Source organism: Ruegeria jejuensis (genome assembly GCF_041537905.1).
Classification (GTDB): Bacteria; Pseudomonadota; Alphaproteobacteria; order Rhodobacterales; family Rhodobacteraceae; genus Ruegeria_C.
The window spans coordinates 25,185-42,646 of sequence record NZ_JBGRUO010000001.1 but is presented as its reverse complement, the minus strand read 5'-3'; the positions used below and the strand labels follow the sequence as shown (position 1 = coordinate 42,646).

The 17,462-nt window shown below is 62.2% G+C and carries 17 protein-coding genes; 7 read left to right on the top strand and 10 right to left on the bottom strand.

The features are described from left to right. The first annotated feature begins 34 nt into the window (after positions 1-34). The gene (locus AB1E34_RS00220; protein WP_372570327.1) at positions 35-1,048 is read left to right on the top strand and encodes a DUF3500 domain-containing protein; all 1,014 of its coding nucleotides are present in this window, start codon (positions 35-37) and stop codon (positions 1,046-1,048) included. A 7-nt stretch (positions 1,049-1,055) separates the two neighbouring features. Here AB1E34_RS00220 and AB1E34_RS00215 read toward each other — a convergent pair whose 3' ends face one another. Further along, complete coding sequence (locus tag AB1E34_RS00215; RefSeq protein WP_372570326.1) at positions 1,056-1,880, bottom strand: LysR family transcriptional regulator; 825 nt, start codon at positions 1,878-1,880, stop codon at positions 1,056-1,058. An 80-nt stretch (positions 1,881-1,960) separates the two neighbouring features. On the opposite strand from AB1E34_RS00215, the gene AB1E34_RS00210 reads away from it, so the two are divergent. Beyond that, positions 1,961-2,947 (top strand): aldo/keto reductase, encoded by a 987-nt coding sequence (locus AB1E34_RS00210; protein WP_372570325.1) that lies wholly within the window; start codon positions 1,961-1,963, stop codon positions 2,945-2,947. 19 nt (positions 2,948-2,966) lie between these two features. Here the strand turns inward: AB1E34_RS00210 and AB1E34_RS00205 are convergent, their stop codons facing one another. From AB1E34_RS00205 to AB1E34_RS00165, 9 genes are all read right to left on the bottom strand, one after another. Then, complete coding sequence (locus tag AB1E34_RS00205; RefSeq protein WP_372570324.1) at positions 2,967-3,296, bottom strand: cytochrome o ubiquinol oxidase subunit IV; 330 nt, start codon at positions 3,294-3,296, stop codon at positions 2,967-2,969. After that, positions 3,289-3,921 (bottom strand): cytochrome c oxidase subunit 3, encoded by a 633-nt coding sequence (locus AB1E34_RS00200; RefSeq protein WP_372570323.1) that lies wholly within the window; start codon positions 3,919-3,921, stop codon positions 3,289-3,291. The genes AB1E34_RS00205 and AB1E34_RS00200 overlap by 8 nt, the downstream gene beginning before the upstream one ends. Further along, positions 3,918-6,008, bottom strand: a complete 2,091-nt coding sequence (locus AB1E34_RS00195; RefSeq protein WP_372570322.1) for a cbb3-type cytochrome c oxidase subunit I — start codon at positions 6,006-6,008, stop codon at positions 3,918-3,920. Before AB1E34_RS00195 ends, AB1E34_RS00200 begins: the two co-directional genes overlap by 4 nt. After that, the gene (locus tag AB1E34_RS00190; protein ID WP_372570321.1) at positions 6,005-6,964 is read right to left on the bottom strand and encodes a cytochrome ubiquinol oxidase subunit II; all 960 of its coding nucleotides are present in this window, start codon (positions 6,962-6,964) and stop codon (positions 6,005-6,007) included. Before AB1E34_RS00190 ends, AB1E34_RS00195 begins: the two co-directional genes overlap by 4 nt. Before the next feature lie 109 nt (positions 6,965-7,073). Continuing rightward, positions 7,074-8,408 carry an NAD(P)/FAD-dependent oxidoreductase gene (locus tag AB1E34_RS00185; RefSeq protein ID WP_372570320.1) on the bottom strand — a complete coding sequence of 445 codons (1,335 nt, stop codon included), beginning with the start codon at positions 8,406-8,408 and terminating at the stop codon, positions 7,074-7,076. Further along, entirely contained in the window at positions 8,405-9,220 is an 816-nt protein-coding gene (locus tag AB1E34_RS00180) for an ABC transporter permease (protein WP_372570319.1), read from the bottom strand. Before AB1E34_RS00180 ends, AB1E34_RS00185 begins: the two co-directional genes overlap by 4 nt. Beyond that, positions 9,217-10,107 (bottom strand): ABC transporter permease subunit, encoded by an 891-nt coding sequence (locus tag AB1E34_RS00175; RefSeq protein ID WP_372570318.1) that lies wholly within the window; start codon positions 10,105-10,107, stop codon positions 9,217-9,219. Before AB1E34_RS00175 ends, AB1E34_RS00180 begins: the two co-directional genes overlap by 4 nt. After that, the gene (locus tag AB1E34_RS00170; RefSeq protein ID WP_372570317.1) at positions 10,107-11,234 is read right to left on the bottom strand and encodes an ABC transporter ATP-binding protein; all 1,128 of its coding nucleotides are present in this window, start codon (positions 11,232-11,234) and stop codon (positions 10,107-10,109) included. Before AB1E34_RS00170 ends, AB1E34_RS00175 begins: the two co-directional genes overlap by 1 nt. 61 nt (positions 11,235-11,295) lie before the next feature. Further along, the gene (locus tag AB1E34_RS00165; RefSeq protein ID WP_372570316.1) at positions 11,296-12,384 is read right to left on the bottom strand and encodes a polyamine ABC transporter substrate-binding protein; all 1,089 of its coding nucleotides are present in this window, start codon (positions 12,382-12,384) and stop codon (positions 11,296-11,298) included. Between the two features lie 153 nt (positions 12,385-12,537). Here AB1E34_RS00165 and AB1E34_RS00160 point away from each other — a divergent pair, with 153 nt between their 5' ends. The 5 genes from AB1E34_RS00160 (at position 12,538) to AB1E34_RS00140 (ending at position 17,447) form a co-directional block, all read left to right on the top strand. Next, positions 12,538-13,188, top strand: a complete 651-nt coding sequence (locus AB1E34_RS00160; RefSeq protein ID WP_372570315.1) for a GntR family transcriptional regulator — start codon at positions 12,538-12,540, stop codon at positions 13,186-13,188. A gap of 167 nt (positions 13,189-13,355) precedes the next feature. After that, complete coding sequence (locus AB1E34_RS00155) at positions 13,356-14,750, top strand: aspartate aminotransferase family protein (protein WP_372570314.1); 1,395 nt, start codon at positions 13,356-13,358, stop codon at positions 14,748-14,750. A gap of 4 nt (positions 14,751-14,754) precedes the next feature. Then, on the top strand, positions 14,755-16,050 hold the full coding sequence (locus AB1E34_RS00150; RefSeq protein ID WP_372570313.1) for an NAD(P)/FAD-dependent oxidoreductase: 1,296 nt from the start codon (positions 14,755-14,757) through the stop codon (positions 16,048-16,050). Positions 16,051-16,353: 303 nt separating this feature from the next. Next, on the top strand, positions 16,354-16,785 hold the full coding sequence (locus tag AB1E34_RS00145; RefSeq protein WP_372570312.1) for a hypothetical protein: 432 nt from the start codon (positions 16,354-16,356) through the stop codon (positions 16,783-16,785). Continuing rightward, the gene (locus AB1E34_RS00140; protein WP_372570311.1) at positions 16,782-17,447 is read left to right on the top strand and encodes a MotA/TolQ/ExbB proton channel family protein; all 666 of its coding nucleotides are present in this window, start codon (positions 16,782-16,784) and stop codon (positions 17,445-17,447) included. Before AB1E34_RS00145 ends, AB1E34_RS00140 begins: the two co-directional genes overlap by 4 nt. Positions 17,448-17,462: the final 15 nt, after the last annotated feature.

Below are 17,462 nucleotides of genomic sequence, written 5' to 3'. Positions count from 1 at the left end.
ATACTCAGAGCAAGGCCATCACGGAGGGTTTCGTATGAGCGTCGACCGTCGCATGTTTCTTGCAGCAGGTGCTGCTGCCACTGCCCTGCCATTTGCCGGAGCTATTGGGGCCACGCCCTCGGGGTCAGAGATGCGCGAGCGCGCGCAGGCGTTGCTGACCGCACTGGATGAGCCGCAGCGCGCGGCGGCGCTGTTTGGGTTCGATACGTCCGACCGGCTGGCGTGGAACTTCATGACCGGGTCGCGCCGTGCGCCGGGGCTGGCGCTGGAACAGATGACGCCGCCGCAAAAGGATCTGGCGCTGGATCTGCTCACTACCGGGACCAATGCGGCCGGCCTTGAGAAGGCAATGAACATCATGCTCCAGCAGGACATCCTGCGTGATGAATGGGGCAAGGGGTCGGCGGATCGCAACCGCGAGCGGTTTTCCGTGCAGATATACGGCACGCCCTCAGCCTCGGGCGCTTGGGGCTGGCGGTGGGAGGGGCATCACCTGTCGCTCAGCTTCACCCTGCTGGACGATCAGGTGATCTCGACCACGCCAAGCTCGTATTCATCGGAACCCAACACCGTGCCATCTGGCCCCTATCAGGGCCTTGTGGTGCTCAAGGAAGAAGAGGCGCTGGCCCGCGCGCTCTATGGTGATCTGAGCGACACGGCGCGTCAGGCGGCGCTGGTCTGGCCACGCTCGCCCGGCAATATCCTGTCCAATGGCGGGGCAGAGAGCGATCTGGCGGCAGAGGGCGCAGGCATCGCCCTGGGCGATCTGTCACAAGGGCAGGCCGATCTGGCCGCCCGGCTGGTTGAGGTCTATACGACCGAGATTCTGCCCGCGCCGCTGGCCAGCGCACAACAGGGCCGACTCGCGGGCGAAGACATGACGGCGCTGCGTTTTGCCTGGGGCGGGGCCGATCTGGATGGGTCGATCTATTACCGGCTGACCGGGCAGAACCTGCTGATCGAATTTGCCAGCCTGCGCAATCAGCCGCTGCACCTGCATGCGGTGTTCCATGATCCCGCGCGCAATTTCGGGCGGCATATGATCTAGGCCCTCGCTAGCCTCCGGGGTGATGCAGGTCGCGCAGCAGCGCCTCGACCCGCCGGATCACCGTGCGCACCTCAGGGGCGAAGCGTTCGTCATCATGGGTGACCAGCCACTGATCATGGGTCAGCGCGTCGATCGGGTCCGAGATGCGGGTCAGACCGTCACTGTCGTCCCCGATGAAACAGGGCAGCACAGCCCGTGCCACGCCCGCCCGCGCGAGGTCGAGCGCGTTGCGCGGACCTGTCACTTCGATTACCGGCTGCCCGGCACTGGCCTGCGCGACCCACCGGGCCGAGGGCGTCTGGCCCATGACACGCGCCCAGGCGGTGATCTCGGGCCCGGTGGCGTAGGTCGCGAAATCCACCCTGCCGATCCGGCGGCAGGCCAGCCCGATCTGGTCGGGGCGGTGGTTGCGGATACCGATCACCGCGTCGCGGCGGCGGATATCCAGCACGTGATCTGCCGAGATGAAGCGGATGGCCACATCCCCGCCGGCAATCGCCTGCGCTTTGCGGCAGAGCAGATGGGTCATCCACGTCCCGGCAGAAAGCTTGACCAGCGGCTTGCGTTCTTTGCCCGCATCTGTGAGCGGCACGATGCGGCTTTCGACCTCTGAGAGTTTGGCCAGCAGCGCCTCGCCTTCTGCGGTCAACGCGTATCCGCGCGGCAACCGAACAAATAATTCAGCTCCCAAGCGTTTTTCCAGGGCCACCATGCGGCGTCCCAGTGTTGGCGCGCTTTTGCTGGTTGTTTCCGACGCTGCCGCCAACCCGCCGCCCCGCGCCACCGCAAGGAAGAGGCGCAGATCGTCCCAATCCATCATCGTTTCATTCATGAAATGATGATTACAGTATCATTCGTGGATGTTCCAGAACCATGCGGGCAGGCTGTGGCAAAGAAAAGGAGAGCACAGCGATGACCCTGTTTGAACCGAACACGACCCTGATGGGCATGGGATGCTGGCCGATTGGCGGCGCGATGTTCAATGGCGACACATCTCTGGGCTATTCCCGCAGCGATGATGGTGAGGCGATCCGCGCGATCCATGCGGCGCTGGATGCAGGGATTCACCTGTTCGACACAGCCGCCGCCTATGGGGCAGGCCATGCCGACCGGCTTTTGGCGCAGGCGCTGCGGGGGCGCGGTGAGGCGATGATCGTCAGCAAAATCGGGCTCAAGATCGACGAAGCGAGCAAGCAGGTGACCGACGCCGACACTGACCCGGACCATGTGATGCCCGCGATCGAACGCTGCCTCGATCGGCTGGACCGCGACTGTATCGACATTCTGTTGTTGCATGTGAATGACATGGACGTCGCGCTGGCAGAACCGCTTTTCGACCAGATGGAACGGGCGCGGGCGGCGGGCAAGATTCGCGGTTACGGATGGAGCACCGACTTCACCGCCAGTGCCGAGGCGATGGCGGATCGCGACGGTTTTGTTGCGGTCGAACATGCGATGAATGTCTTCCTTGACGCGCCAGGGATGCGCGCGGCCCTGGAGTCGCACAGCCTGACGCCGCTGATCCGCTCACCACTGGCCATGGGGCTTTTGGGCGGAGGTTATGGCGCGGGCAGCGTGCTGCCGGGCGATGATGTCCGGGCGGGTGATCAGAACTGGGTCGCCTATTTCCGTCAGGGACGTCCGAACCCGGACTTTCTGACGCGCCTTGATGCGGTGCGCGAATTGCTGCAATCGGGTGGGCGCAGCCTTGTCCAAGGGGCGATCTGCTGGCTCTGGGGGCGCTCGCCCGCCTGTATCCCGCTGCCCGGCGCGCGCAACGCGGCGCAGATCACCGATAGCGCGGGCGCCCTGCGCCATGGTCCACTGCCCTCTGCGGTGATGGATGAGATCGAAACCCTGCTGCCCCGTGACGTGGAGTTAGAGGACCGGGCGCGTTAGGCATCTGGTCGCGCCGGGTCTACATCTGCATGCCCATATGCATCCGCATATGCAGATCGCCCAGAATCCAGACCGTGCCCAGAATGATGATCAGCAGGACCATGGTCGAGAACAGGATCAGGTCCAGATCCTCGCGGCTCTCGCGGCGGCGGTCGATATGCAGGAAATAGGCCAGTTGCACGATCAGCTGCAGCAGGCCCAGCACCCCGATGGCGAGATAGACGAACCGCGTCTGTGGCCCGTAGAGATGGCCGATCCCAAACGCGGTCATGGTCAGGGCCAACGCGAACAGAAAGCCTCGGATATAACGGGCGCGCTCGCGCGCGTGCATGGCGTGTTTGTCATCCATAAGCCAGCCCTCCGAAATAGACGATGGTGAAGATGCCGATCCAGATCAGGTCGAGGAAGTGCCAGAACAGGCCGAACCGCATCAGTCGCGATTTGATCTGATCGGTCACCCCGATCACCCGCATCTGGATCATCAGCACCACCAGCCACAGGCACCCGGTTGCCACATGCAGCCCGTGCAGCGGCACCAGCCCATAAAAGGCCGACAGGAAGCCGCTGCGCTGGGGCACGCCGCCCTTGGCTGCTATGTTCATGAAATCCATGATCTCCAGCGTCAGGAACCCGAGCCCCAAGAGCAGCGTCACGACCAGCCAGAAATACACGCGCCTTAGACCCAGATGGTATTTCAGCGCCAGCGAGGCGAGCCCCACGGTCATGGAACTGGTCAACAACAACACGGTCTGGGCAAAGAGGCTGCGCAGGTCAAACAGGTCATGCGGCCCCGGTCCGCCCGCTTGCGCGTCGATCATGGTGATATAGATCGCGAACATCAGGCCGAAATAGACCAGGTCGCTCATGATGAAGACCCAGAAGCCGAACTGCACCGTCTCGACCCGCTGCTGATGCTTGGGGTCGATGTCGCCCAGGTTGATACCGGGATAGGTCTGGCTGTCGGAATGGCTCATGTCGCGCCCTCCATGTCGGGCCGTGCATAGCCCAGATTGGCGGGCGCGGCCTCGTCATCGCGATCCACGGCGGGGGTGCGCGCGACCAGATCCAGCCAGGCTTCGTGATCCTTCTTGATCCGGGCGGCGGGGATGACGTGCTCGGTCTCTGTGTCGAAGCTCCAGATGATGATGATCAGCAGCATCGTGACCGAGACCAGCAGCGCCAGCCACCAGATCCACCAGACCAGCGCAAACATCCAGACCCCGCTGAGCACACAGAGCAGGAAGCCGATGGGGGTGTTTTTCGGCAGCTCGATATCATCATAGCCGGTGGGTTTCAGATAGGCGGTGCCAGCTTCCTTCGCCTCGGCAAAGGCGTCGCGGTCGCGGACCTGCGGCAGGACGGCGAAATTATAGGCAGGCGGCGGGGCCGGGATCGACCATTCCAGCGTGCGCCCGTCCCAAGGGTCGCCCACCGGCACCCGGTTCTGCGCGCGGTCGCGGATGCTGACATAAAGCTGCACCAGCACCGACAGCAGCGCCGACAGGATGATCAGCGCGCCGATCACAGCGACGATCATATAGGGGTGGAAACTGGGGTCCTCCCAGCTGAACGACCGGCGCGGCATGCCCATCAGGCCCACGAAGTAAAGCGGCATGAAGGTGAACAGAAAGCCCACCACCCAAAGCACCACGGAAATGCGGCCCCAGCGCTCGTTCAGGCGGAACCCGAAGGCCTTGGGGAACCAGTAATTGACGCCCGCCAGCATCGCAAACAGCACGCCGGGCAGCAGCACATTGTGGAAATGCGCCACGAGGAACAGCGTATTGTGCACCTGGAAATCAATGGTCGGGTTGGCGAGGATCACGCCGCTCAGGCCGCCGATCACGAAAAGGATCAGGAAACCGATGCCGTAGAGCATCGGCACGGACAGGCGGATGCGGCCGCGATACATGGTGGCCATCCAGTCATAGACCTTCACGCCCGTCGGGATCGCGATCAGCATGGTGGCCACGCCAAACACCGCGTTGATCAGCGCGCTCTGGCCCATGGTGAAGAAATGGTGCAGCCAGACGGTGAAGCTGAGCACCGCGATCGACATGGTGGCGATCACCAGCGAGACATAGCCATAGAGCTTCTTGGCCGAGAAGGTGGCGAAGACCTCGGAATAGATGCCATAGGCGGGCAGCACCAGCAGGTAGACCTCGGGGTGGCCGAACAGCCAGAACAGGTTGGCGTAATTCATCATGTTGCCGCCAAGGTCATTGGTGAAGAAATGAAAATCCAGATAGCGGTCAGCGGCGAGCAGCAGGGCTGCAACCCCCAGCGGCGGCATGGCAAAGATGATCAGGATCGAGGAACAGATCACCGTCCAGCAGAACATCGGCAGCCGCATGAACCCCATCCCCGGCGCGCGCATCTTGTAGATTGTCACCGCGAAGTTGATCCCGCTGAGCGTGGTGCCTATCCCCGAGACCACGATGGCCCAGATCCAGTAATCCGGCCCAACACCGGGGTTGAAGGCCGCGCCGGTATAAGGGGGGTAGGCCGTCCAGCCACCGGTCGAGAACTCGCCCACCACCAGCGACACCATCAGCATCATCCCGCCCGAGACGGTCAGGCCGAGGCTGATCTGGTTCATCACCGGAAAGGCCACATCGCGGGCGCCGATCTGAAGCGGCATGATGAAGTTGATGAAGCCCACCACAAAGGGCACGGCGACAAAGAAGATCATGATCGTGCCATGGGTGCTGAATAGCTGGGCGAAATGGCCTGCCTCCAGAAACCCGTCGCCGGGGCCGGCGGCCTGCTGGGCGCGCATCACCACGCCCTCCAGCACGCCCCGCGCCAGCATCACCAGCGCAAAGACGATATACATGATGCCGATCTTCTTGTGATCGGTGCTGGTCAGCCAGTCGCGCCAGAGCGGCCCCCAGAGCTTGAAATAGCTCAGCAGGAACAGCACCGCCGCCGCGCCAAGCACCAGAATGGCACCGGCGGCATTGGCGACGATCTCGTTCACGCCGGGGCTTTTGATCAGGGCGGCGATGGGCAGGGCGTCCCAGGTCAGGCGACCAAAGAGGGTGGACTCGACAGAGCTCATTGGGTGGCCTCCTGCCCATAGCTGGTGGTGCCCGGCTGATCGGTGTCAGGCAGCGCCGCGCCGCTGTGGTAGCGATGCACGATCTTGTCGAAGAGCCCGGCATCGGGCAGCGTGAAATAGAGCGCAGTGTCAGGCATGTCGGGGGTGCCAAGGGCCTGCTGCACCTCGGCCCGGTCGCTGCGCTGGGCGAGGATGCGATAGGTGTCGTCATCCAGCGCGCGGCCTGTGCTGCGCACGGTCTCGACCCAGCTTTGGAAATCATCCTCGGCCATCACCACCGCGTCGAATTTCTGACCCGTGAAGCCGCGCCCGTTATATTGCGTGTTTTCGCCCTGCATCCGGCCCGGCTCGCTCGCGGCCAGATGCAATTGGGTGGTCATGCCGGGCATGGCGTAGATCTGCCCGCCAAGGGCGGCGATCAGGAAACTTTGCATCACCGTGTCGGTGGTCAGTTCCATGGCGACCTGCCGGTCCACCGGCATGCCCATCTCGCCAATGGTGGCGATGCCCAGCTCGGGATAGATGAACAGCCATTTCCAGTCGAGGCCGACCACCTGCACCTCAACTGCTGGATCGGTGCCGAAATTGGCGGCGTAAGGATCAAGCCGATGGGTCGCTTTCCATAGATAGACCGACAGGATCGCCACGATCAGCACCGGCACGGTCCACATGGTGGTTTCCAGCAGCGGCGAGAATTCCCATTTGGGCCGATAGGCGGCGGAGGAGTTCTTGCGCCGCCGATAACGCAGCACGATCAGCGGGACCAGCGCCAGCACCGGGATCACTGCGATCATGATCAGGGCAGTGGCGCGGATCAGATGATCCTTCTGGGCCAGTGCGACGGGGCCTTGCGGGTCGAGAAAGCTGTTGCTGTCGGCCAGCGCGGGCATCGCCGCGAGCATGACTGCCGAGACAACCAGAACTGGCAAGGCCGCAAAGGGCCGGGCTGATGTCATCACGCTTACCCGCCTTACTATGTCACTGATCCATTTGGACTATCGGGGCAGGGGGGCAGATTCTCAAGCTCTTTTCTCAGGCAGATTGCAATCGGGACCCGCAGGCGTGTCAACTGCGCCGGTCCATCAGGCCATACCACCCATAGATGAGCGGCAGGATCGCGCGGCGCCAACGGCCCAGCTCGAACCGGCGCAAGCCCCGTGTCATGAGCGCGGGTGTGGCTGGGCCGCGCCCGGTGATCTGTGCCGCCAGCAACGCGCCCGCATAGCTGCCCATTGCCACCCCGTTGCCGTGATAACAAAGCGCGGCCCAGGCACGCGTCATGCCGGGGACCGGACCGGCAAAGGGCGTCAGATTGCGCGACAGGCAGATCAGACCGGACCAGTGATGCGTTATCTCGACATCCTTCCATGCCGGGAAGAACCGGTCGAAATCTGCGCGCGCCTGCAGCAGCGTTGCCGCGTCGCCGCCTTCCGTGCAGCGCCACGCGGCGCGCAGGCCAAAGAGCATGCGGTTGTCGGGCAGCAGACGGAAATAGTGCAGCAAATGGCGGCTGTCATAACACATCTGTCGGCTGGTCCAGCCTTGGGCGGCAAGTTCACCCTCGGTCAACACGCGGGTGGTGATGATGGCTGAGGGCACCGGCAGATACCGCCCGCCGAGCCAAGGCGGCAAGGTTTCGGAACTATAGCCATTGGTAGCGATGATCAGGTTTGTCGCCCGCACCTCGCCCTGCGCCATTTGCAACAGGTGCTTGCCATCCGGCGCCGTATTCAGCCCCGTCACGGCGCTGCTGCCATAAAGGCGCACACCCGCAGCCTCGACTGCCCGCGCCAGCCCGGAGACGTATTTCATCGGGTTCAGTGCAAAGCCGACAGGTATCGTCAGGGCGGCGTGAAATTCCGGGCTGGTCAACCCGTGTGATGCCAGGGCCTCGCGCGGCAGGAATTCGGCCTCGATCCCGTAGATGTCGCGGATTGCCCCGGCTTCGTCGCGCATCCTTGCCGCTGCGCTTGGCGAATGCGCCAGACGTGTCTCGCCCCGTGAGTGACTATCCGCATCGATCCCATACTCGCTCAGCCGGGCGCGTACGAAATCGACCGCCTCCCGTTCAGCGTGCAGATAGGCCAATGCCCCGTCGCGGCCAACCTGTCGCGACATCGCGGTGAATCCGGAGGCTGAGCCGCCCAGGCAGCAAAACCCGCCATTACGCCCCGAAGCGCCCCAGCCGGGCTGTTCAGCCTCAAGCACCACCACATCCTGACCCGCCTGCGCCAGATTCAAAGCGGCGTTCAGCCCGGTATAGCCCGCGCCGATGATGGCGGTGTCGCAGCTATGCCCGCCGGAAAGCGATGCGTAGTGCGGTGGGGAGGCCGTGGTGGGCCAGTAGCTGTTCGCGATGGGTTCCGGCCCATAGGCGCGATCCTCGAAGAGGCGCGTCATGTTTGCGTGGCCAACTGCTCCTCGCGCCTGCGCTGCAGAGCGGCGCGTTTGGTGACCAGCGACGCGATGATGACGCCCACGGCAACGACGGCGATCATAAGGGTCGACAGCGCGTTGATCTCGGGGCTGACGCCCAGCCGCACCGACGAGAAAATCTTGATCGGCAAGGTGGTCGAAGACGGACCTGAGGTGAAGGACGCGATCACCAGATCATCCAGCGACAGGGTGAAGGCCAGCAGCCAGCCGGAGATCACCGCAGGTGCGATGATGGGCAGGGTGACCAGTCGGAACGCCTCGGCCGGGGAACAGCCCAGATCAAGGGCCGCCTCTTCCAGAGAGCGATCGAATGTGACGAGGCGCGAGGAGACGACGACCGAGACATAGCACATCGAAAAGGTCGTATGCGCCAGCACGATGGTGAAGATGCCGCGATCCAGCCCGATGCCGATGAACAGCAAGAGCAGCGACAGACCGGTGATCACCTCGGGCATCACCAAAGGGGCATAGATCATGCCGGAAAACAGCGTGCGGCCAAAGAACCGCCCGCCGCGCACCAGCACATAGGCCGCCATCGTACCCAGCACCGTGGCGATGGTCGAGGAAAACACCGCCACCCGCAGCGTGACCCAGGCAGCATCCAGAAACGCCTCGTTCTGGAGCAATTCGCCATACCATTTGGTCGAGAACCCCGCCCAGACCGTCACCAGCTTGCTTTCGTTGAAGCTGAAGATGATCAGAATCACCATCGGCAAGTAGAGAAAGGCAAAGCCCAGCGTCAGCGATACCACGTTGAACCAGCTCAGGCGCGTCATTGATCAGCCTCCTGCTGTTTCTGCTGGTTGCGCTGGAACAGCACGATCGGGATCACCAGGATCAGCAGCAGCAGCACCGCCACGGCAGAGGCCACCGGCCAGTCGCGGTTGGAGAAGAACTCCTCCCACAGCACCTTGCCGATCATCAGCGTGCCCGATCCGCCCAGCAGTGAGGGGATCACAAATTCCCCCAGCGCTGGGATGAAGACGAGGAAGCAGCCCGCGATGATGCCGGGGCGCGACAGGGGCAGGGTGACCAGCCAGAAGGCCATCAGCCGCGAGCAACCCAGATCTTCGGCGGCCTCGATCAGCGATCCGTCCAGTCGATCAAGCGCGGCATAGATCGGCAGGATCATGAAGGGCAGGTAGGTGTAGACGATGCCGATATAGACGGCGGTGTTGGTGTTTAGGATGGTCAAAGGCGTGTCGATGATACCGATCCACAGCAGGAACTGGTTCAGGAACCCTTCATTGCTGAGGATACCCATCCACGCGTAGACCCGGATCAGGAACGAGGTCCAGAAGGGCAGGATCACCAGCATCATCAGCGTGGCACGCCATTCCTCGGGGCTGCGCGCCATGCCATAGGCGATGGGAAAGCCGATCAGCAGGGTCAGGATGGTTGAGCAGGTGGCGATCCAGAGGCTGCTCAGATAGGCCTTCCAGTAGAGGTCATCCTCGGTCAGCCAGACGAAGTTTTCCAGATCGAGCCCGGCAAAGAAGTTTTTGATGCCAGCCCAGCCCTCCGAAAGGTCCAATGTGGGCGTGTAGGGCGGGATGGCCAATTCGGTATCCGACAGCGATATCTTGAGCACGATCACGAAGGGGATCAGGAACAGGACCAGCAGCCAGGCATAGGGGACGGCGATCAGGAAGAACCGCCGCATCAGTTCGCCAGCAGGACGCCCGCCGTGGCGGTCCAGGACAGCCAGACGGGGTCTTCCCATGTGAAGGAGCGGCGCGAGATGCGGCGGGTATTGGCGGTCTGCGCCTTGATCACAACGCCATTGGGCAGTTCAACGTGATAGGTCGACAGGTTGCCCAGATAGGCGATGTCCAGCACCTTGCCCTGCACCACGTTTGCGGCACTCTCGGGGCGTTCCGCGCTGATCGTCACCTTCTCGGGCCGGATCGCCAGATGGCAGGTTTGTCCGGCGGAAAACGACTTGGTGGAGTTTGCGATCAGTGGCGGCTGGCCCTCGGTCCAGAACAGGCGGTACCCTTCGCCCTCTCCGGGGTTGGCCTGCCCTTGGATGATGTTCACGTCACCAATGAAATCGGCCACATAAACCGAGTTCGGCGATTCGTAGATACGGTCGGGCGTGTCGGCCTGAATGATGCGGCCATGATCCATCACCGCGACGCGGCTGGCCACGGTCATCGCCTCTTCCTGATCATGGGTGACGATCACGAAAGTAGTGCCGGTGGTTTCCTGAATATCCATCAGTTCGAACTGTGTGTCCTGGCGCAGCTTCTTGTCGAGCGCGCCCAGAGGTTCATCCAGCAGCAGCAGTTTCGGCGCCTTGGCCAGCGAGCGCGCCAGCGCCACCCGCTGCCGCTGTCCGCCGGAAATCTGGTGTGGCTTGCGGCGGGCGAACTGTTCCAGTCGGGTCAGTTTCAGCATCGCCTCGACCCGTTCCTGCAGGTCATGTTTGGGCATCTTGTCGCGTTTCAGCCCGAAGGCGATATTGTCCCAGATGCTGAGATGGGGAAACAGCGCGTAAGACTGGAACATCATGTTCACCGCACGCTGGTTGGGTGGCACCGGCGCGATGTCCTGGCCGGCCAGTTCGATCACGCCGCTGGTGGGTGTTTCGAACCCGGCAAGCATCCGCATCATGGTGGTCTTGCCGCAGCCCGAGGGGCCCAGCAGGGCAAAGAACTCTTTCTCGAAGATATCCAGCGACAGATCGTCAATGGCCGTGAAGGCGCCGAATGACTTGGTGACGTTCTTGAACCGGATCAACGGTTGGGCCTGGGGATCTTCCCAAGGGGCGAAAGCGGAGGCGTCCACGGCAAGTCCTTGTTCTGAAAGAAAACGGCGGGGCGCTGCCTGCGTCCCGCCGGGGTCCAGCTCAGGTGCCGGATTTGACCTTGGTCCACATCCGCGTCACCACCCGCTGAACCTTGGACGGGTAGGGCGACTTGGTATAGAGCTTTTCCAGCGTCGCATCATCGGGATAGATCGCGACATCCCCGATCACGTCTTCGGCCAGAAACTCCTGTGACGCCTTGTTGCCATTGGCGAAATAGACGTAGTTCGAGGCCGCAGCCATGTTTTCAGCATCCATGATGAAGTTCAGAAATGCGTGCGCACCGTCGGGATTGGGCGCGTCGGTGGGAATGGCCATCTGATCGAACCACATCAGCGAGCCCTGCGTGAAGGGATGATAGGCGATCTCGACACCGTTATCGGCCTCGACCGCGCGATCGCGCGCCTGCAGCACGTCACCCGACCAGCCGACAGCGACGCAGATATCGCCATTGGCCAGCGCGTTGATGTATTCCGAGCTGTGGAACTTCTTGATATGCGGCCGCACCGCCATCAGCGGGGCTTCGGCCTTGCCGATCACGTCCGGATCGGCGCTGTCCGGGTCTTCACCCAGATATTGCAGCACCATCGGCACGATCTCGGTCGGGGCATCCAGGAAATAGACCCCGCACGCGGCCAGTTTCTCCATATTGGCCGGGTCCAGCACCAGATCCATGCTGTTGAGCGGCGCATCCTCGCCCAGCACTTCCTTGACCTTGCCGACATTGAGCCCGACGCCCGTTGTACCCCACATGTAGTTGATCGAGTATTCATTGCCCGGATCGTATTGCGATGTCCGGTCCTCGATCATGTCCCACATGTTGCCGGCATTGGGCAGCTTGGATTTGTCGAGCTTCTGAAACGCGCCCGCCGAGACCTGCCGCTGCAGGAAATCGCCGGTTGGCACCACGACATCATAGCCCGAGCCGCCCGCCAGCATCTTGGTTTCCAGAACCTCGTTGCTGTCGAAGACGTCATAGATCAGGTCATAGCCTGTCTCTTCCTCGAATTTTTTCAGCAGGTCTTCGTCGATATAGTCAGACCAGTTATAGACACGTACCTCTTCGGCCCAGGCCGCAAACGGCGCCAGAAGCGCGACGGCTGCGAGGGCGCCAGTGATCTTTCTTGGCATTCAATCCTCCTGTTGGTCACGATGGGCATGGCGTCGGATTTTGATCAAAACCGATTCTTTTTCATCCCCGGGGAACAGTATGATAGTTTTTTGACAGTTGAGTAGAGAGAATTGATGCCCCACCCCAATCGATCTCAGAAGAAAGATCAAAAAATGAACCGGCTTGTTGGAAAACGGCCCGAACATGAGGCGATCTATATTCAGGTTAAGGAACTGATCCTGTTTGGCGAGGTCGTGCCGGGCCAACCGCTGACGATCCATGGTCTGGCCGACATGATCGGCGCGGGAATCACTCCGGTGCGCGAGGCGATGCGTCGTCTGACCGCCGAAGGGGCGCTGGCGGCCCGCGAAAACCGCCGGGTCGAAGTGCCGGTGATGACGCCCGACAGGCTGGCCCAGATCGATCTGGTGCGCCTGACGGTCGAACCCAAACTGGCTTTCATGGCGGCAACGCGGGACGCTGCGGCGATCATACAGGATATGGAGCGGCTGGATGCGCGGGTCGATCAGGCCATCAAGGGCGGCGATATCCGGGGCTATCTTGAGGCGAACTTTCGGTTCCATTTCACGCTCTATGACGCGGCAGAGGCGCCAATCCTGCGGCGGATCACCGAGTCGCTATGGTTGCAGGCCGGCCCCTCGCTGCGGGTTGTCTGTGGGCGCTATGGCACGTCGAACCTCAAAGACCTGCACCAGCAGGCGATCGCGGCCCTGCGCAGCGGTGTGCCGCAGGAGGTTGCCGACGCGATCGAAGGGGACATCCGGCAGGGGATGGATTTCGTGCGCCAGTCGATGGACGGTTAGGTCGGAGCACCCGGTTATCCCGCTGATCGCGAGGTGGATTGACGCAGGCTCATAATTTGATCAAAATCCAACGGTCTCACCTGACTTCATCCTCGCGGGATCAACCCGGACCGGTGGCCGCCACAAGGCCATCCCCGGATTGAACGCCATAGCTCAAGAGATCCGACATGACGACAATGGCCAATCATCTGCCCACCGCAGAGCTGCAAGCGCTGGACGCGGCGCATCACCTTCACCCGTTTTCTCACAATCAGGACCTGGGCCAACAAGGCGCCCGCGTGATCAAGAGCGCAAAAGGGGTCTGGCTGAAGGACAGCGATGGGAACGAGATCATCGACGGAATGGCCGGGCTGTGGTGTGTCAATATCGGCTATGGGCGCGACGAGTTGGCCGATGTGGCTGCCCGGCAGATGCGGGAACTGCCCTATTACAACACGTTTTTTCAAACCACGCATACACCGGCCTTGATGCTGGCTCAGAAATTGGCCGAGCTGACACCGGGCGATCTGAACCATGTGTTCTTTTCGACCGGCGGGTCGGACGCCAATGACACCAATATCCGCCTGGTGCGCACCTATTGGGCCGAGAAAGGCCAGCCCGAGCGCAATGTGATCATCTCGCGCTGGAACGCCTATCATGGCTCGACCATCGGCGGCACCAGCCTGGGCGGGATGAAGGGGATGCACGGTCAGGGCGGTCTGCCGATTCCGGGGATCGAGTTTATCGACCAGCCAAACTGGTGGGCGGAGGGTGGCGAGATGACGCCCGAAGAGTTCGGTCTGGAACGCGCGCGCCAGTTGGAGGCCAAGATCAAGGAGGTCGGCCCTGACAAGGTCGCGGCCTTTATCGGTGAACCGGTGCAGGGTGCTGGTGGCGTGATCATCCCGCCCGAGAGCTACTGGCCGGAAATCCAGCGCATCTGCCGCAAATATGGCATCCTCCTGATTGCGGATGAGGTGATCTGCGGGTTTGGCCGTACCGGCAATTGGTTCGGCTCGCAAACATTCGGCATCCAGCCGGATATCATGACACTCGCCAAGGGGCTGAGCTCGGGCTATCAGCCCATCGGGGCCTCGGTGGTGACGAGCGAGATCGCGCAGGTCTTGTCGGGGACAGATTTCAATCATGGCTACACCTATTCCGGTCACCCCGTCGCCGCTGCGGTGGCGCTGGAAAATCTGCGGATCATGGAAGAAGAAGACATTGTCGGTCACGTCCAGAACGTTGCCGCGCCCTATCTGAAAGAGAAGTGGGAGGGGTTGCTGGATCACCCGCTTGTGGGTGAGGCGAAGATCGCGGGCATGATGGCCTCGATCGCGCTGACGCCGGACAAGGCCAGCCGCGCGCCCTTTGCCTCAGAGCCGGGCGTCGTGGGCCATATCTGCCGCGACCGCTGCTTTGCCAATAACGCCATCATGCGCCATGTGGGCGACCGGATGATCATCTCGCCGCCGCTGGTCATCACCCCGGACGAGATCGACATCCTGATCGCGCGGGCGCGCCTGTCGCTGGATGAATGTCTGGCGCAGCTTGAGGCGGATGGCTTGAACCGGGCGGCCTGAGTTTGTGGACCTGCTGAGCGCCAATGACCGGCCGGGGGAATACCCTGCCTCTTACTACGCGGCGACCGCCCGACCGCTGGACCCGTTCGAGCCTGCACGCGGCGCGCTGAGCTGTGATGTCTGCGTGGTGGGCGGTGGCTTCACCGGGTTGTCGGCGGCGCTGCATCTGGCCCGGCGCGGCTATGACGTGGTGCTGCTGGAGGCGCAGCGCGTCGGCTTTGGCGCATCGGGGCGCAATGGCGGGCAGGTGGGGCAGGGCCAGCGCGTGGAGCAGGACGCGCTGGAGGAGATGCTGGGCAAACCCCATGCGCGCGAGCTGTGGCGGATCGCAACGCAATCGGTTGATCTGGTGCGCGCGCTATGTGCCGAGGTGGATATGCCGTTCCATGACGGGATCATCCATGCCGATCACCGCGCGCGGTATGTGCCCCATAGCTGGGAGTATGCGGACAAGCTCAATACCGAATATGGCTATGACAAGATCCGGCCTCTGGACGGCGAGGAATGCCGCCATCTGGTGAACTCGCCCGCCTATCACGGCGGCACCATCGACATGGGCGCGGGGCATATCCACCCGCTGAACTTCGCCTTTGGCCTCGCGCGTCTGGCGGTGCTGTCGGGGGTGCGGATATTCGAACGTTCCAAGGTTCAGGAACTGGATTCGGGCACCCCGACGCAGTTGCGCACCCCGGACGCGACTATTTCCGCGCGCTATGTTGTGCTGGGCTGCAATGGCTATCTGGGAGGTCTGCAGCGCGAGGTGGCGGCGCGGGTCATGCCGATCAACAACTATATCGTCGCCACCGAGCCGATGACGCCGGACCAGCAGGAAGACCTGATCCGAGGCAATGTTGCCGTGGCTGACAGCAAGTTTGTGGTGAACTATTTCCGGTTTTCCGCCGATCACCGGCTGCTGTTTGGAGGCACCGAAAGCTATGGCTACCGCTTCCCGGCGGATATCGCTGCGAAAGTGCGCAAGCCGATGCTGGAGATTTTCCCGCAACTGCGTGAGACCCGGATCGACTATGCCTGGGGTGGGACGCTGGGCATCACCATGAACCGGATGCCGCATTACGCGCGGCTGCGCGGGAACATCCTGTCGCTGTCGGGGTTTTCCGGACATGGGGTGGGCATGGCCACGCTCTCGGGCCAGATCGCCTGTGAGGCCATCACCGGACAGGCCGAACGGTTCGACCTGATGGCGCAGGTGCCGACTGCCCGCTTTCCCGGCGGTGCGACGCTGCGCTCACCGCTGCTGGTACTGGCGATGCTTTGGTACAGCCTGCGCGACAGGCTGTAGGAACGGGTCTCGGGGGAAGCGCGGTGCGATCTTCATAAGGCTCATACGCAATGGCGAAGGTCGGTTTGAAGCGCCTATCGGACCAGCTGAGGCCGTTCAGGGCAGCCCAGCTCCGTTTCGAATACTCGCGGCGAGTCGCCACTCAATGTGGCCAAAATCTGCCTGAAACCACCCTTAGGCTCCGGCCATATCACAATAGTCTCAACGACCCTTTGATGTGAATACCGTGTCAGGTAAGAGAGGGGACAGCCAGCAAGACATTGCGGGTGTTCGAATTCAGCGCAAGCAATTGGGTGCCGGTCAATGATGCTTCTCCGTTTCGCTCTCGTTTTAGTGGCAAGCCTGCTTCCTTTGGGGCTACGCGCGCAGTCTGGCGACGCTCCTGCCTCGACGCTTTCAGTGGAACTGAACGCCGTACAGGACGTTGGCGAGGCGTGCCGATTGTCCTTCCTCGTGGAAAACCTTACCGGAACAACCATCGATGAAGCGGTCTTTGAGACCGTGATTTTTGATACGGCGGGTGGTGTTGTAACCCTTTCGCTTTTTGATTTTCGTGACCTGCCGGTCGGCCGCCCGCGTGTGCGCCAGTTTGACCTCCCCGGAATGACCTGCAACGCCGTGGGCCGCGCATTGATCAATGGCGCAAGATCATGCGTTGTAGATGGCGCCGAGAGCGATGTTTGCCAGGAGGCTCTGTCGCTAACTAGTCGGGTCGATATGGAGTTGCTTGGATGAACTTGCTGAATTCTCTTCGTGAAATTCTTGCCCTTGGCGGGCCTGTTGTCGCAATCCTGCTTTTCATGTCCGTGCTGACCGTGGCGGTTACACTTTACAAGCTGTGGCAGTTTGCAGCCTGCGGAGTGGGGCGGCATCGGGTTTTGTCGCAGGCCCTGCAGGATTGGGATGCCGGAGATCGCAGCGCGGCGCGTGAGCGCCTGTCAAAGAGCAGAAGCTATCTTGCGCCTATCGTGGCAGCGGCGATGGATGCGCGGGACGCGCCAAATCTGGATGACCGTTTGGATGCAGAGGCAGGGCTGGCGCTCGCCGGGCTTGAGCGTGGCTTCCGTCTTTTGGATACAGTTGCTCAACTCGCACCTCTCCTTGGTTTGTTCGGAACGGTTTTGGGGATGATTGACGCCTTCCAGAGCCTTCAGAGTGCCGGTGCCTCGGTCGATCCGTCGCTGCTCGCGGGGGGGATCTGGGTTGCCCTGGTGACAACTGCCGTGGGCCTCGCCGTGGCAATGCCGACCTCGATGGTTTTGTCCTGGTTCGAAAGCCGCACAGCGCGGGAACGGGTCTTTGCTGACAAGGCATTGCGGACGGTCTTGGTGCCGGGCCAGCCCATTCAGGAAACGGTGGACGCCAATCAGCCGCTGGCTGCGCATGGGCATGCGTAACACAGCCCCCTTTGT

Excerpts from the sequence above, each read along its gene's own strand:
- AB1E34_RS00205 (WP_372570324.1), bottom strand. The coding sequence starts at position 3,296 with ATGGATGACAAACACGCCATGCACGCGCGCGAGCGCGCCCGTTATATC.
- AB1E34_RS00140 (WP_372570311.1), top strand. The coding sequence starts at position 16,782 with ATGAACTTGCTGAATTCTCTTCGTGAAATTCTTGCCCTTGGCGGGCCT.
- AB1E34_RS00215 (WP_372570326.1), bottom strand. The coding sequence starts at position 1,880 with ATGAATGAAACGATGATGGATTGGGACGATCTGCGCCTCTTCCTTGCG.
- AB1E34_RS00190 (WP_372570321.1), bottom strand. The coding sequence starts at position 6,964 with ATGACATCAGCCCGGCCCTTTGCGGCCTTGCCAGTTCTGGTTGTCTCG.
- AB1E34_RS00210 (WP_372570325.1), top strand. The coding sequence starts at position 1,961 with ATGACCCTGTTTGAACCGAACACGACCCTGATGGGCATGGGATGCTGG.
- AB1E34_RS00195 (WP_372570322.1), bottom strand. The coding sequence starts at position 6,008 with ATGAGCTCTGTCGAGTCCACCCTCTTTGGTCGCCTGACCTGGGACGCC.
- AB1E34_RS00165 (WP_372570316.1), bottom strand. The coding sequence starts at position 12,384 with ATGCCAAGAAAGATCACTGGCGCCCTCGCAGCCGTCGCGCTTCTGGCG.
- AB1E34_RS00185 (WP_372570320.1), bottom strand. The coding sequence starts at position 8,408 with ATGACGCGCCTCTTCGAGGATCGCGCCTATGGGCCGGAACCCATCGCG.
- AB1E34_RS00175 (WP_372570318.1), bottom strand. The coding sequence starts at position 10,107 with ATGCGGCGGTTCTTCCTGATCGCCGTCCCCTATGCCTGGCTGCTGGTC.
- AB1E34_RS00220 (WP_372570327.1), top strand. The coding sequence starts at position 35 with ATGAGCGTCGACCGTCGCATGTTTCTTGCAGCAGGTGCTGCTGCCACT.
- AB1E34_RS00145 (WP_372570312.1), top strand. The coding sequence starts at position 16,354 with ATGATGCTTCTCCGTTTCGCTCTCGTTTTAGTGGCAAGCCTGCTTCCT.
- AB1E34_RS00200 (WP_372570323.1), bottom strand. The coding sequence starts at position 3,921 with ATGAGCCATTCCGACAGCCAGACCTATCCCGGTATCAACCTGGGCGAC.
- AB1E34_RS00155 (WP_372570314.1), top strand. The coding sequence starts at position 13,356 with ATGACGACAATGGCCAATCATCTGCCCACCGCAGAGCTGCAAGCGCTG.
- AB1E34_RS00180 (WP_372570319.1), bottom strand. The coding sequence starts at position 9,220 with ATGACGCGCCTGAGCTGGTTCAACGTGGTATCGCTGACGCTGGGCTTT.
- AB1E34_RS00160 (WP_372570315.1), top strand. The coding sequence starts at position 12,538 with ATGAACCGGCTTGTTGGAAAACGGCCCGAACATGAGGCGATCTATATT.